The sequence below is a fragment of the Caproicibacterium lactatifermentans genome (assembly GCF_013315815.1).
Lineage (GTDB): Bacteria > Bacillota > Clostridia > Oscillospirales > Acutalibacteraceae > Caproicibacterium > Caproicibacterium lactatifermentans.
Genome location: NZ_CP046051.1, coordinates 1,061,297 through 1,076,971 on the forward strand (window position 1 = coordinate 1,061,297; position 15,675 = coordinate 1,076,971).

13 protein-coding genes are annotated in these 15,675 nt (G+C 46.2%); all 13 read left to right on the forward strand.

Annotated elements, in window-relative coordinates; all coding sequences use genetic code 11:
• Positions 1-28 precede the first annotated feature (28 nt).
• The 13 genes from pyrH (at position 29) to hisB (ending at position 15,651) form a co-directional block, all read left to right on the forward strand.
• Entirely contained in the window at positions 29-733 is a 705-nt protein-coding gene (pyrH, locus tag GJQ69_RS05135; protein ID WP_086035755.1) for a UMP kinase, read from the forward strand.
• Positions 734-749: 16 nt separating this feature from the next.
• Positions 750-1,304 (forward strand): ribosome recycling factor, encoded by a 555-nt coding sequence (frr, locus tag GJQ69_RS05140; protein WP_086035754.1) that lies wholly within the window; start codon positions 750-752, stop codon positions 1,302-1,304.
• Between the two features lie 98 nt (positions 1,305-1,402).
• Positions 1,403-2,137: an isoprenyl transferase gene (locus GJQ69_RS05145; RefSeq protein WP_086035753.1), complete on the forward strand. Its 735-nt coding sequence runs from the start codon at positions 1,403-1,405 to the stop codon at positions 2,135-2,137.
• Positions 2,138-2,140: 3 nt separating this feature from the next.
• The gene (locus GJQ69_RS05150) at positions 2,141-2,983 is read left to right on the forward strand and encodes a phosphatidate cytidylyltransferase (RefSeq protein WP_236849649.1); all 843 of its coding nucleotides are present in this window, start codon (positions 2,141-2,143) and stop codon (positions 2,981-2,983) included.
• Positions 2,984-3,034: 51 nt separating this feature from the next.
• Positions 3,035-4,177 carry a 1-deoxy-D-xylulose-5-phosphate reductoisomerase gene (locus tag GJQ69_RS05155; protein ID WP_086035752.1) on the forward strand — a complete coding sequence of 381 codons (1,143 nt, stop codon included), beginning with the start codon at positions 3,035-3,037 and terminating at the stop codon, positions 4,175-4,177.
• On the forward strand, positions 4,174-5,292 hold the full coding sequence (locus GJQ69_RS05160) for a M50 family metallopeptidase (protein WP_236849650.1): 1,119 nt from the start codon (positions 4,174-4,176) through the stop codon (positions 5,290-5,292). The genes GJQ69_RS05155 and GJQ69_RS05160 overlap by 4 nt, the downstream gene beginning before the upstream one ends.
• A 3-nt stretch (positions 5,293-5,295) precedes the next feature.
• On the forward strand, positions 5,296-6,342 hold the full coding sequence (ispG, locus tag GJQ69_RS05165) for a flavodoxin-dependent (E)-4-hydroxy-3-methylbut-2-enyl-diphosphate synthase (protein ID WP_086035751.1): 1,047 nt from the start codon (positions 5,296-5,298) through the stop codon (positions 6,340-6,342).
• Between the two features lie 86 nt (positions 6,343-6,428).
• Positions 6,429-10,784 (forward strand): PolC-type DNA polymerase III, encoded by a 4,356-nt coding sequence (locus GJQ69_RS05170; RefSeq protein ID WP_174193170.1) that lies wholly within the window; start codon positions 6,429-6,431, stop codon positions 10,782-10,784.
• 82 nt (positions 10,785-10,866) lie between these two features.
• The gene (gene hisZ / locus GJQ69_RS05175; RefSeq protein WP_174193172.1) at positions 10,867-12,060 is read left to right on the forward strand and encodes an ATP phosphoribosyltransferase regulatory subunit; all 1,194 of its coding nucleotides are present in this window, start codon (positions 10,867-10,869) and stop codon (positions 12,058-12,060) included.
• Positions 12,057-12,695 (forward strand): ATP phosphoribosyltransferase, encoded by a 639-nt coding sequence (hisG, locus tag GJQ69_RS05180; RefSeq protein WP_086035748.1) that lies wholly within the window; start codon positions 12,057-12,059, stop codon positions 12,693-12,695. The genes hisZ and hisG overlap by 4 nt, the downstream gene beginning before the upstream one ends.
• Positions 12,692-13,975, forward strand: coding sequence for a histidinol dehydrogenase (gene hisD / locus GJQ69_RS05185; protein WP_086035747.1), 1,284 nt, complete (start codon positions 12,692-12,694; stop codon positions 13,973-13,975). Before hisG ends, hisD begins: the two co-directional genes overlap by 4 nt.
• 12 nt (positions 13,976-13,987) lie before the next feature.
• Positions 13,988-15,076: a pyridoxal phosphate-dependent aminotransferase gene (locus GJQ69_RS05190; RefSeq protein WP_086035746.1), complete on the forward strand. Its 1,089-nt coding sequence runs from the start codon at positions 13,988-13,990 to the stop codon at positions 15,074-15,076.
• A 2-nt stretch (positions 15,077-15,078) separates the two neighbouring features.
• Positions 15,079-15,651 carry an imidazoleglycerol-phosphate dehydratase HisB gene (gene hisB / locus GJQ69_RS05195; RefSeq protein ID WP_086035745.1) on the forward strand — a complete coding sequence of 191 codons (573 nt, stop codon included), beginning with the start codon at positions 15,079-15,081 and terminating at the stop codon, positions 15,649-15,651.
• Positions 15,652-15,675: the final 24 nt, after the last annotated feature.

Genomic DNA, 15,675 nt, shown 5'->3' on the forward strand with positions numbered 1-15,675 from the left:
TTTTGATTGAATTTTAGGAGTGTTTTTCATGCAGCCACAATATAAGCGCATTTTATTAAAGCTCAGCGGTGAATCCCTTGCTGGTAAAGAAGGACATGGCATTGATTTCGATACCGTTATGAAAATCTGCGGTCCAATAAAAGCCTGTTCACTGATGGGTGTGCAAATTGGTATCGTTGTAGGGGGCGGCAACTTTTGGCGCGGCCGTTCCAGTGGAAAAATGGACCGTACCCGCGCTGACCATATGGGAATGCTGGCCACAGCAATCAATGCGCTGGGCGTAGCGGATGCTTTGGAGCAGCTAGGTGTACAGGTCCGTGTACAGACAGCTATTACTATGCAGCAAATAGCAGAACCGTATATTCGAAATCGTGCTGTGCGTCATTTGGAAAAGGGCCGCGTTGTTGTCTTTGGCTGCGGAACCGGAAATCCGTTCTTTTCGACAGATACAGCAGCAGCCCTGCGCGCTGCCGAAATTGATGCAGATGTTATTTTAAAGGCAACTATGGTCGATGGTGTCTATGATTCTGATCCGAAGACAAACCCAAATGCCAAAAAATACGAGACACTTTCCTTTACTGAAGTGTTGGATAAAAATTTAAAGGTTATGGACAGCACAGCTGCTTCCATGTGCCGTGATAATCATATTCCCATCTGTGTTTTCAGCATTGAAGACCCTGAAAATATTGAACGGGCTGTCTGCGGTGAACATATTGGTACAATTGTAAAATAAGGGAGGAAAATGTTTTATGAAACAAGTTATTCAACAAGCAGAAGAAAAGATGGAAAAGACGGTCAGCTTTCTACAAGAAGATTATGCAGAAATTCGTGCCGGTCGTGCAAATCCCAACGTGCTTAATAAAATTCGCGTAGACTATTATGGTGCACCAACACCAATCAATCAGCTGGCTGCCGTTGCCGTTTCGGAAGCACGGGTTCTAACCGTACAGCCGTGGGATCCGTCTGTCTGCCGAATGATTGAAAAGGCAATTCAAACTTCGGATATTGGTATCAATCCGCAGTCGGACGGAAAAATTATCCGTTTGGTTTTTCCAGCGTTGACGGAGGACCGCCGCAAGGACCTTGCAAAAGAAATTTCCAAACGTGCAGAAGAGGGAAAAGTTGCGGTACGTTCTATCCGCAGAGATGCTATGGAAAAGCTGAAGGAACTGAAGAAAAAAAGTGAAATTACAGAAGACGACCTGAAATTGGCAGAAAAAAAGATGCAGGATTTAACTGATAAGCACTGCAACAAAATTGGCACACTCTGCGAGGATAAAAAGAAGAGTATTATGGAACTGTAAAAGTAAATCTCAAAATGTGTTATCAGCTTAATTAAATACTTGCTTTGCTCCCTTCGTCGAATGGTCCGGGGGAGCAAATACTTTATTAGAGGGTTCGCATGAAAAAAACTACGCAAAAAGCTGCCTTATCGCCGGAATTATTACCCAGACATTTGGGCATTATTATGGATGGAAACGGCCGATGGGCTAAAAAGCGCGGCTTGCCGCGTTCAATAGGTCATAAAGTTGGTGCTGCCGTTTTTAAAAAGATTGCACGTTACTGCAGCAATATCGGGATTCCGTATTTAACAGTTTACGCTTTTTCAACGGAGAACTGGACTCGGCCTCCGGAAGAAGTCGGCGCTTTGATGGCTCTGTTTAAACAGTATTTACAGGTATCCCTTCGGGACTTCCGTGATGATGATATCAAGGTGAACTTTATAGGAGATATGACCCGATTTGCACCTACCCTTCAGCGACTCATTTTTGAGACAGCTGATGTCTGCAAAGACAGAAAAGGAATGGTCCTAAATATTGCCATGAATTATGGTGGACGTGCCGAGTTGGTGCGTGCTGCCCGTTCCATGGCTGCAAAGGCAGCTGCCGGGACATTACGGCCTGAAGAAATTACAGAGGACACCATTTCACAGGAACTGTATACGGCCGGTCAGCCGGACCCTGACTTAATTTTGCGACCCAGTGGTGAACATCGGCTATCCAACTTCTTGCTATGGCAGTCTGCCTACACAGAATTTCTTTCCATGAATGTACTGTGGCCTGATTTTACGACGGACGACCTGGACAATGCACTGAACGAATATGCACACCGCAGCCGCCGCTTCGGAGGTATCTAAAGTATGAAAGTACTGGATTCTATCAGGAAAAGGCTCATTTCAGCGCTTGCTATCCTCATTCTGATGGCTGCTGTTGTATTGTGCAATGCCCGCTTTCCACTGGCACTGAATATTGTCATTGCAGTTATCAGCCTTATGGGTGTATGGGAAATCTCGTCGGCCCTGCAAATGACGCGGCAAATCGCCCTTGTGGTGCCCAGTATGATTTTGGCAGCAGTCCTTCCATTTACCGTAAACGGATATGTGAGGTATCTTTCTTTTTTTATCTATACAGTTGTATTATTTGGAGCGATGATTCTTTACCATGCAGTTATCACCTTTCGTGAAGTTGCCATTATTTACAGTATGGCTATCCTCATTCCTACAGCACTGCAGACACTCATCCTTTTGCGTGATGCAGGCGGTAGGCATGGTATGTTCCATGTCATTGTTGCTATTTTTGCTGCATGGGTAGCAGATGCCGGTGCATATATTTTTGGCAGCTTGTTTGGAAAACATAAAATGTGTCCAAATATTAGTCCGAAAAAGACCGTGGAAGGTGCGGCGGGAGGTATCATTTCAGATATTCTCATCATGCTTCTTTTCGGGTTCATCTTCCAAAACCTGTACTGGAACGGCACTGTCCATGTGAATTACTGGGTGCTGGCTGCTATTGGACTGTTTGGTTCTTTGCTGTCCATGTTGGGTGATTTAAGCTTTTCTATCATTAAACGCAGTTGCCATATCAAAGATTTCAGCGAAATCATACCGGGACACGGTGGAATCTTAGACCGCTTCGACAGTGTAATTTTTGTATCTCCTTTTGTATATCTCCTTTTGCAGGTATTTCCAATGGTATATCACTGAACCGCTGAAAAACCGGAAATTTTTGTATAACAGACGGGAGAAGATATTACCATGAAAAAAAAGATTTCACTGCTAGGTTCTACTGGCTCTATCGGTACACAGACACTAGACGTAGTACGCAGCTTGGGGCTGCAGGTTTGTGCATTGGCCGCCCGTTCCCATATAGCCTTGTTGGAACAGCAAGTTCGTGAATTTCATCCGCAGGTAGCTGCCATCTATGAAGAGGCTGCCGCACATGAACTGCAACAGCGTATTCAAGACACAAATACAAAAGTCTTAGTCGGTATGGATGGCTTGTGTGAAGCAGCCTGCATGCCAGAGGCCGACACCGTAGTGAATGCAGTGGTTGGCATTGTTGGACTGCAGCCGACCTTGGCTGCAGTCGCGGCAGATAAAGAGATTGCTTTGGCAAACAAGGAAACCCTAGTGGCAGGCGGCGCGCTCGTAATGGACGCGCTGAAACAGCATAAAGGGCGCCTGCTTCCGGTGGACAGTGAGCACAGTGCTATTTTTCAGTGTCTGCAAGGTTCCCCCCGCAAATCACTGAAAAAGATTCTGCTTACAGCTTCCGGTGGACCATTCTTTGGAAAAAAACGGCCTGAGTTAGAGACAGTCACTCCAGAACAGGCACTAAATCACCCAAACTGGAACATGGGTGCTAAAACTACAATCGACTCTGCCACTCTGATGAATAAAGGCCTAGAAGTTATGGAGGCTGGATGGCTGTTTCATGTACCATGTTCTCAAATTCAGGTCCTTATTCAAAGAGAAAGTATCATTCACTCTATGGTTGAATTCGCGGACAATGCAATTATTGCGCAGCTGGGCACAACCGATATGCGTCTGCCTATTCAATATGCACTGACTTATCCGGACCGTGTTGCGGGACCCGTACAGGAACTGGACTTGGCGAAAGTCGGGCAACTGACTTTTTACAATCCTGACCCAGCGACGTTTACATGCTTTGCAGCCTGTATGGAAGCTATGCAGCGGGGCGGTGCCGCTCCTGCCGCCGTGAATGGTGCAAATGAAGAGGCTGTACGGCTCTTTCTGCAGAAAAAGATTTCTTTTCTGCAGATTGGTGATTTGGTGCGCGCCGCTATGGATAATCAGCCGAATGTTTCACATTTAACGTTAAAAACTATTTTAAAGGCAGATAAAGATGCACGGGAATATGTACGAAATCATATTTGACAGGAGGGATTTCCATCCGAGCAGCGGAGATTATTTTACTGATTATCATTGGTGTTCTGCTTTTTTGCCTGAGTATTCTCATTCATGAGGCAGGACATTTTTTCACAGCAAAGGCCTGTAAAATCCGTGTTGATGAATTTTCCATTGGCATGGGGCCTCGTTTGGCTCATGTTCACAAAGGAGATACGGACTATTCGCTTCGGGCCCTTCCCATCGGCGGCTTTTGTGCAATGCCTGGAGAAGATGGTCAAGATGAAAACGGTAATCCTTGTGTGGACCCACATGCTTTTTGCAACAAACCAAAATGGCAGCGTTTTCTAGTACTGATTATGGGCGGCCTAATGAACATTTTACTGGGGCTTGTTCTTATGGCTATCCTTCTGGGACAGGAAACAGCATTTGCTTCAACAACAATCAGTAAATTCAGCAGTCATTCTGCCACACAAAGCGCTGGGCTGCAGGTAGGGGATCATTTTACCAGCATCAATGGCTATAAAGTGCGAACAGATAAAGATTTAATGTTTGCATTGGCATTGGCTAATCCGAACTCCGTGGAAATTCAGGTTAAACGAGCAGGGAAGGCCATTACACTGTCAAATGTAAAATTAAATACAGCAACAGCGTCGAACGGGAAACAAACTACCCAACTGGACTTTTACGTCCAGCCTATCAAGAAAACCCCGCTGACGCTGCTGCAGAAAACATTTACAGATACTGTATCGGTTGTTCGTCAGGTATGGGCTAGTCTTGCAGGCCTTGTCACCGGTCGTTTTGGACTCAACGATGTAACGGGCCCAGTCGGTCTGGTTCAGGTTATCAGCGAATCTGCCAGTGCAGGGCTGCAGCAGAGTTTTCTTTCGGCAGTGAATAATATCGTCTATATCATTATGATTATTACGGTAAACCTTGGTATTATTAATTTACTGCCCATTCCTGCTTTGGACGGAGGCAAAATCCTTTTTCTGATAATTGAAGCTATTCGCCGTAAACCTTTGAACCCTAAATATGCCGCAGCAATTGAATCTGCTTTTTTTGCAGCATTGATGATTTTTATGGTCATCGTTGCAGTCAGCGACGTTATGCGGATTTCAACTGGCCATGGCCTAGGAGGATAAGCAATGAGACGTAAAAGTAAGCAGATAATGGTTGGCCATGTTCCAATTGGCGGCAATGCTCCCGTTGCGGTTCAGTCCATGCTGAATGTACCATCCACAGATATTGTCGGCAGTGTACAGCAGTCCATGCGTTTGGAACAGGCCGGATGTCAAATTTTGCGTGCAGCAATCCCCAATCAGAAAGCGGTTGCGCTGATTCCTGCTATTCGTTCTGCAATCTCTATTCCTTTGGTTGCCGATATTCATTTTGATTATCGTCTTGCATTGGCTGCAGCGGACGCCGGCGCGGACGCAATTCGCATCAATCCCGGCAATATTGGTGGCGAGGACCGTATCAAAGCTGTAGTAGATAAATGCCGTGAAAAGCATCTGCCCATTCGTATTGGTGTGAATTCCGGTTCACTGGAAAAGGACCTGCTTCAGAAATACGGCGGACCTACACCAGAGGCACTGGTTGAAAGTGCACTTCACCATGCCGCTCTATTGGAAAAGTTCGGTTTTATGGATATTGCCATCTCTATTAAATCCTCCAATGTGAACACTACTGTTCGTGCATATGAGCTCTGCGCAGAAAAATGTTCCTATCCTTTGCATTTAGGTGTCACCGAAACCGGCACCGAGCGAATGGGAATCATTAAATCAGCTATTGGAATCGGCTCTCTTCTGCAGCATGGCATTGGCGATACTATTCGTGTATCTTTAACGGCAGATCCGGTACGGGAAATATATGCAGGGCAGGATATTCTGCATGCCTTAGGTATGGGACAACATGGACCAACACTCATTTCCTGTCCGACCTGCGGCCGTACCCGCATTGATATTATTAAGATCGCAAATGAAGTGGAAGAACGTCTTCGCGGATGCAAAAAAACGATTACCGTAGCAGTCATGGGCTGTGCTGTCAATGGCCCCGGAGAAGCAAGAGAAGCGGACGTCGGCATTGCTGGTGGAGATGGAGTGGGCCTGCTCTTTAAAAAAGGAAAAATTATCCGTCGTGTGCCGGAAAATCGGCTGGTGCTGTCCTTAATGGAAGAAATAGAAAAATTATAAATGTATTTACAGATACCCTGCGACAGTGTTTCCTCTGCGCGGGGTATCTGTATAAGACACACATTACCAGATAAAACGAGGTTTACATGGACACATTTGGAAACTTTTTCAGTACATATATTAACTGCACTGGTTTAGCGGAAAGTCTTCTTACCGGTAAGTTACAGCAGATCCAAATTAGTGCAGGAAACAGAGCAATCTCGGTTGAAATTACTCTGGAAAAGCTTGTTCCACAAAAGTCTCTGTATGATGCAGAAAAGCGTATAATCAACTGTAAACAGCTAAAAATTGCGACAGCCCATCTTTTGCCGCGATATGCGTCATCTTTGTTCTCTTTGCAGTATTATCCCGACTTGGTTATGGAACTGAAACGGCGGGAAGCAACCGTAAACGGAACGCTGCAGGATTCAACTGCGGCGCTTGAAAATGGAACGATGATGATTACATTGAGGCATGGTGGCAATGCCCGCCTGCTGGCACATCACGCGGACACCATTTTGTCCCAGCTGATTTTTGAGGAGTTTGGTACACACATTCCCGTAAAGTTTACCGGCCGTTTGGAGATTGACGGAGAGAGCAAGCAATACCAGGAAATGCAGGCACACCAGACAGAAAAGGTACATCGGGAAGAGATTGTCAGCCGACAGGAAGATTACGAGATTTCTCAGGCACATACTACTTCACCTAGCGTTATTGAAGTTCGGGAGGGCACTACACTTTATCCAACGATTCTTCCGCAAACAGCTCATCCTTTGTACAAAACACTGCCTAAATCCAAACCTGCCCCTATCAGCAGCATTACACCAGACATTGGCTCCTTAACCGTATGGGGAGAAATCTTTTCTATAGAAACTCGCCTCACCAGAGATAAACAGCATAAAATCTTTTCAATCGATATTACAGATTATACCAGTTCCATTACGCTGAAAATTTTTGAAAACATTCCGGACAGCCGTCCACTGGACACTTTGCACAATGGCATGAGCCTGCTCGTACGCGGAGACGTAGAGTACGATAAATACGACCATGAAATTGTCATGCGCCCACGAGGGATTGGAACCGTTCAGCAGATGAAGGTAGAGGACCATGCCCCAGCAAAACGTGTAGAACTGCATATGCATACCAATATGTCACAGATGGATGCTGTCAGTTCTGCTTCTGACTTGATTACGCGTGCGGCGGAGTGGGGACAGCCTGCGGTCGCAGTTACGGACCATGGTGTTGTGCAGGCATTTCCGGAAGCAATGAATACGGCTGACAGTCTAAAAAAACAGGGGAAACCCATTAAAGTTATTTATGGAACAGAAGCTTACTTCGTCAACGACTTAGTTCCTGCTGTAGTGGGAGAAAGTGACCGCCCGCTAGATGGTGAGTTTATCTCTTTTGACCTGGAAACGACTGGCCTTTCCGCAAAAGAAGAACGCATTACTGAAATTGGTGCCGTACGCATTTGTGCTGGACAAATTGTAGAAGAATTTGACACCTTTGTAGACCCAGAACGTCCTATTCCGGCAAAAATCACAAAGCTAACAGGTATTACAGATGATATGGTCCAGGGTGCGCCTAGTGAAGAGGAAGCACTGAAGCAGTTCTATGCATTTTGTGGCAAAGATGCTGTACTGGTCGCACATAATGCGGGATTTGACACATCTTTTCTGCGGGCTGCAGCCGGTCGGCATGAGATGGAATTCCCATATACTTACATAGATTCTCTGCCCATGTGTCAGGCTATGCTAACAGATATAAAGAATTACAAACTGGACACAGTTGCGAAATACTTGAAACTCGGAAAATTCAACCACCACCGTGCCTGCGATGACGCTGCCATGCTTGGACAAATTTTCATTGTACTCCTGCAGAGGCTGAAGGAAGATTCCAAAGCCAAAACAGTCGCGGATATTAATACTGCTTTGGCAACTTATCATAATCACGGAAGCGCAAAAAAACTTCGCTCCTATCATCAAATTATTCTGGTACGCAATCAAACTGGACTTAAAAATCTGTATAAACTGGTTTCTATGGCTCACCTGCAGTATTTTTACCGCAATCCTCGGATTCCTAAGAGTGAACTAATTCAATATCGGGAAGGCCTGCTGATAGGCAGTGCCTGCCAAGCGGGTGAACTGTATCAGGCTGTTTTTGACGGAAAACCGTGGAATCAGCTGCTGGATATCGCAGATTTCTATGATTATTTGGAAATTCAGCCTGACGGCAATAATATGTTTATGATACATAATGGTTCACTGTCCAGTGTGGGGCAGCTGCACGAAATTAACAAAACGATTATTCGTTTGGGAAAAACACTGCATAAGCCTGTGGTTGCAACCTGTGATGTCCATTTTCTGGACCCCAAAGATAAAGACTATCGAAAAATCCTACAAACTGCACAGGGCTTTGATTCCAGTGAAGAGCAGGCACCATTGTACCTGCGTACGACTGCTGAGATGCTAAAAGAATTTGATTATCTTGATAAAGATCAGGCCTATGAGGTAGTTGTGAAAAATACGAATCTCATTGCCGATATGTGCGAAGAAATTCGTCCAATTCCAAGCGGTGTCTTTCCACCATTTATTGATGGTGCAGAAAAGCAACTGAACGAAATCTGCTGGAAACGTGCCAAACAGATTTATGGAGAACCATTGCCGCAAATTGTAAGGGCACGTTTGGAACGGGAACTCGGTTCTATTAATAAGCACGGTTTCTCCGTTTTGTATATGACCGCACAGAAACTGGTAGCAGACAGTGAAGCCCACGGCTATTTGGTAGGTTCCCGTGGCTCTGTTGGTTCCTCTTTTGTCGCCAGTATGTCTGGTATTTCTGAAGTAAATCCATTGTCACCGCATTATATCTGTCCTTACTGTAAATACAGCGAATTTATTACAGACGGAAGCGTTGGTTCCGGATTTGACCTGCCGCCGAAAATCTGTCCGGTGTGTGGTTCACCTTTGCGGCAGGACGGGCACAATATTCCGTTTGAAACTTTTCTTGGATTTGACGGCGACAAAACACCGGATATCGACTTAAACTTTTCCGGCGAGTATCAAAGCGGCGCTCACCGCTACACGGAAACACTGTTCGGCAAAGGTCATGTGTTTAAGGCCGGCACAATCGCTACTGTCGCAGATAAAACAGCATTTGGTTATGTAAAAAAGTACCAGGAAACAAACAACGTCACCCTGCACAGCGCAGAGGAGCTGCGCCTTGCACAGGGATGCACCGGCATAAAACGCACAACTGGCCAGCACCCCGGCGGCATGGTAGTTGTTCCACGTGGATATGGAATTTATGATTTCTGCCCGGTGCAGCATCCCGCCAACGACCAGAAAAACGACAATGTCACGACACATTTTGATTTTCATTCCATCCATGATACCATCTGTAAGTTGGATGAGCTTGGCCACGATGTACCAACGATTTATCGTTATCTGGAAGAATATACGGGTATACCGGTCATGTCAGTTTCTATGAGTGACCCCAAAGTGATGAGTTTGTTCCACTCCCCGGAAGCTCTTGGCGTAACACCGGAAGACATTGATTGCCAGACCGGTACTTTTTCAATGCCGGAACTTGGTACCCCTTTCGTACGCCAAATGTTAATTGATTCCCAACCCAAAACCTTTACAGATCTATTGCAGATTTCCGGCTTATCACATGGCACAGATGTTTGGCTTGGAAATGCACAGGACCTGATTAAAGATGGCACCTGCACCATTTCACAGGTAATCGGTACACGTGACTCTATTATGACCTATTTACTGCAAAAGGGTCTAGAACCAAAGATGGCCTTTAAAATTATGGAAATTACGCGAAAAGGCAAAGCACCGAAATTGTTGACTGAGGACCACATAAAAGCCATGAAAGAACACAATGTTCCACAATGGTATATCAACTCCTGCTTTAAAATTAAATATATGTTTCCGAAAGCGCACGCCGCCGCTTATATGATTTCTGCATTGCGGCTTGGCTGGTATAAGGTGCATAAACCAGTGGAATATTATGCTGCCTACTTTACTGTACGCGGTGAAGATTTTGACGGCGCTACTGTTGTGAAAGGCCGCGCTGCCGTGCAGCAGCGTATGCGGGAAATCCGGCAAAAGGGGAAAGAAGCAAGCAAAAAAGAAGAAGACGCCTTCGGTACGCTGCAGATTGTCAACGAGATGCTTGCTCGAGGCATAGGTGTACTGCCCATTGACCTGTATAAATCAGATGCACGCAAGTATTTGGTAGAGGACGGAAAAGTTCGCCTACCTTTCGCGTCTATCAATGGGGTAGGTGATTCCGCAGCACGGGCTTTGGCCGCGGCGCGGGATGGCGGCGAATATATCTCTGTAGATGATTTACAGTCACGCAGCAAAGTCAGCAAATCCGTTATTGAAAGTTTGCGGGACGCGGGAGCACTAAATGGTTTGCCGCAAAGCAGCCAGATGACGCTGTTTGCGTGAAGAAATAGTTGACAGCAATAATTTACCATGTTATTATATTAGCACGATAAAGCACAGACGATGTAAGGACTGAGTGATTGGTATGAAAAAGAACAATTTAATCACGCCTGAAGGCACACATGACCTCTTGTTCGAGGAGTGCCTGGCACGCCAGGCCGTAGAAAATAAACTGACGTCTGCTTTCCGCACACGTGGCTATAACGAAGTAATGACCTCATGCCTGGAATACTATGATGTATTTGACCCGGACGCTTCTGGTATTAGTCCAGAAGAAATGTACAAGATGACAGACCGTCGCGGCCGGTTAATTGTTATGCGGCCTGACTCTACACTGCCAATTGCCCGACTGGTCGCAACCCGCTTGCAGAATCATCAGCTGCCGATTCGGCTGTTCTATAATCAGCCCGTTTATCGGAGCAATCCTGGCCTGGCCGGACGATTGGATGAAAATGCACAGGCTGGTATTGAACTGATGGGTGCCTCCGGCATTCGGGCTGATTTGGAGGTACTAACCACAGCCGTAGAGGCTCTCTCTTCCTGTTGCCCGGATTTCCGTTTGGAACTCGGTCATGCAGGATTCTTCCGTGAGTTTGCCCGGCAGCTTCCTATTTCTGAAGAAGAACGGGAAGATATCCGGTGTGCGATTGAAACTAAGAATTATGCTGCGCTGGATACTATTTTGGATTCACTACCACAAACTATGGCCGTCAGCGGTATGCGGCAGCTGCCGCGGCTGTTTGGCGGGGAAGAGGTATTTCAGCAGGCAAAAGAGGTTTGCCCAACAAAGGCGGCACTGGAAACCCTTTCTTATCTACACCAAGTCTATCATGCTGTACAGGACCTTGGACTTGGCAGTCATGTAATCGTTGACCTAGGATTAGTACAGCGCAATGACTATTATACCGATTTGATTTTCACTGCCTACACAGAAGGATATGGTGATTCGATTCTGTTTGGCGGCCGGTATGATAATCTACTGGCCCGTTTTCACTGCCCAATGCCTGCGATTGGATTTGGTATTGACGTAGAAGCATTGACCCGGATTGCATTATCAAAAGGTCATTATAATGCACCGCCTGCGGCTCAAGTTTTGGTGTATGGCGAAAATGGATATTCCATAAAGGCACTGGCCCATGCACGGGCACTGACACATCAGGGCCTGCGCTGTGAAACCAGTGTAGCCGAGACGAGAGAAGAAGCGGAAGCGTATGCCCGTTCGTTGGGCATTTGCCGACTCGACGTTGTTGGTGCACGTATATCGGAGGTGCTTTTATGAAACCGCTGCGGATTGCATTGACAAAAGGACGATTGGAAGATGACACCGTTGCGCTTTTAGAAAAGGTTGGCATGAACTGTGACAATGTACACAACAAGGGTAGAAAACTGATTCTTCCAATCGGTGATGGCTCCATAGAGGTTGTATTGGCCAAAGCCGCCGATGTAATTACATATGTAGAACATGGGGTATGCGACCTTGGCGTTGTAGGAAAAGATACTATTTTGGAACACGGCGGCAGTTTTTACGAGCTGCTGGACCTTGGCTTTGGAAAATGCCGCTTCGCATTGGCCGGACCTACCGGAAGAAATTTCTTCACCGGGTATCATACCAAAGTGATCGCCAGTAAGTATCCAAATGTTGCCCGCAGTTACTTTGAAGGTAAGGCAATGGATGTACAGATTATCAAAATAGAAGGTAGTGTGGAACTTGCACCCCTGCTCGGTTTGGCAGATGCGATTGTCGATATTGTGGAAACCGGAACGACGTTAAAAGAAAATGGCCTTGCCGTTATTGATACTATTTGTCACATCTCCGCACGGCTGATTGCAAATGAAGCCAGTTTAAAACTGAGAAAAGTGGAAATCGAGTGTCTGGCCGCGCGTATGGAACAGGCTAAGGAGGAAGCACAATGATACAAGTTGTAAAACAGGGCGGTGCCGTTGCCTATGACTTCGTCAAAAAATTTCGGGAACGCAGTGAAGCTGCTGGCAGGCAGGTAGATTCCGCCGTAGCGGAAATCCTTGCAAATGTCAAAAAAGATAAGGATGCTGCCGTAAAAGCCTATACCATGAAATTTGACGGTTCCGTACCCGCTTCTTTTGAAGTTAGCCATCATCAGATGGAAGAATTGGCAGCTGGCTGTGACCCTGCATTCCTTTCTGCACTGAAAAAATCGGCCACTAATATCCACGACTTTCATGAAAGGCAAAAACAGCAAAGCTGGGTTGAGAATCGGCCCGACGGCGTTATGATGGGACAGCGTATCCGTGGATTGTCAAAAGTGGGACTGTATGTTCCCGGCGGTACAGCCGCTTACCCCAGCAGTGTTCTGATGAATGCAATCCCTGCAAAAATTGCCGGCGTAAAAGAACTGATTATGGCCACACCGCCCGGAAAAGACGGAAAACCGAACCCTAATATTATGGCTGCCGCACTGACGGCCGATGTGGACCGTGTTTTTCTTGTCGGCGGTGCTCAGGCAATCGCGGCGCTTGCATACGGAACAGAAACCATTCCGAAGGTAGACAAAATTGTTGGTCCCGGCAATATCTATGTTGCCACAGCAAAGCGCCAGCTGTACGGCACAGTCGGCATCGACATGGTGGCGGGGCCCAGTGAAATTTTAGTGATTGCTGATGAAACAGCAAACCCTGTGTACTTAGCCGCTGACCTGATGAGCCAGGCAGAACATGACCGTTTGGCTTCCGCCGTTCTTCTGACAACCAGTGAGAAAATTGCAGATGCTACGGTTGCAGAAATCTATCGGCAAGTGGAAAAACTCTCCCGAAAAGATATTATCGAAGATTCACTGGACCACTTTGGCGCCGTTATTTTATGCAAGACACTCGATGAAGCCGTAGAGTTTGCGAACGACATTGCACCGGAACATCTGGAAGTATGCGCAAAAAATCCTATTGAATTTATTGGGAAAATAGACAATGCCGGCAGCGTGTTCCTTGGCAACTACGCACCGGAGCCTCTCGGCGATTATTTTGCCGGTCCAAACCATGTCCTTCCAACCAGCGGAACAGCACGTTTCTTCTCTCCGCTTTCAGTGGACAGTTTTATTAAAAAGTCAAGTTTTATTTACTATACAAAAGATGCTCTGGCTTCTGCCGGTGATGATATTATTAAAATGGCTGAAACGGAAGGCCTGACAGCGCACGCCAACAGTATTCAAGTAAGAAAATAAGAGGAACCGAGAATGGCTTACAAGATAAATGGGAAATTAAGGGGACTGAAGCCTTACGTACCTACGCAGGAAATCACTGGTGTCATTCATCTGGACGCCAACGAATCTTTTCTAAACCTTACGCCCCAATTGATTCAAGATGCAGCTGATGCAGTACAGAATACAGCATTTAACCGCTATCCGGATCCCTATGCGGCGGACCTCTGTCAAGCTTTCGGTAACTATTACGGCGTAAATGCAACACATGTTACAGCTGGAAACGGTTCAGATGAACTCATTAGCCTCCTAATTTCAAACTTCCTGATGAAAGGCGAAACAATCGTTACCACCGCACCGGATTTTTCCATGTACACATTTTATCCAAAACTGGCTGAAACAAATGATGTAGAAGCAGTAAAAGGGAACTCCTTCTCTATTACGCCGCAAAAACTAATCGATACGGTAAAGAAAAGCAACGCAAGAATGCTTCTTTTCAGTAACCCCTGCAACCCAACTTCCCTTGGTTTCACCCGGGAGGAGGTGGTGCAGATTATCGAATCCCTGCCTGATGTTTTGACCGTTGTTGATGAAGCATACATGGATTTCTGGGAACAGACACAATCTGTTCTGGGGCTGGAATCTCGTTATGATAATCTGGTTATCCTAAAGACCTGCTCCAAAATGGGCCTTGCTGCGCTCCGTTTGGGATTCTCTGTTTCCAACGAAAAACTGACTGGCCTTCTGCATAGTGCAAAGTCACCTTATAATGTCAATAGTCTGACACAGGAAATTGGCGCACTCGTGCTGGGTGAGAAGAAATGTCTGCAAAGCCATATCAAACAGATACAGCAGTCCAGAGATTCTCTGCTGCATGGTATTGAAGAAATCCTATTTCGTTATCCGGGTGCTTTTCAGCTGTACCGCAGCTGTACCAACTTTGTGACATTCCGTTTTCCGGAAGCTGAACAACTGTATACCTATTTGATGGAGTGTGGAATTTCTGCGCGGCAGTTCCCCGGATTTCTGCGTATAACGGCTGGAGCGCCGGCTGAAAATCAAGCATTTCTGGCTGTTATGGAGTCATTTTTTCATAAAAAATCCACTTTAGAAAAGGGAGGCTAATCATGCGTTCTGCATCTGTCACGCGAAAAACAAAAGAAACAAAAATCACCGCAGAAGTTAATCTAGACGGTGGTTCAGTCAACCTTTCAACTGGAATTGGATTTTTTGACCATATGCTTACTGCATTTGCTGTTCATGGCGGATTTGGCCTGCAGCTGCACGCGGAAGGGGACCTTTTCGTAGACTGCCACCATACGGTAGAAGATACCGGTATCGTGTTGGGACAAACCTTTGCGAAGGCTCTTGGTGATAAAGGTGATATTGCCCGCTATGGCTCTTTTTATATTCCTATGGACGAAGCACTCGCTTTTACCAGCCTAGACATCAGCGGACGACCGTTCCTGGTCTTTCATGCGGATTTTCAGCAGGAACGTGTCGGCAATTTTGACACCTGCATGACAGAAGAATTCCTGCGCGCGTTTGCTTATCATGCAGGAATCACACTGCATTGCAGTGTCCTGTACGGCAGCAATGCACACCATGAAATTGAGGCCATCTTTAAGTCTTTAGGTCATGCCTTACAGCAGGCAACTGCTTTGCGGGAAGGAACTCTTTCGACCAAAGGCGTTTTGTAAAATACAGAAAAGCAAAGGATTGAC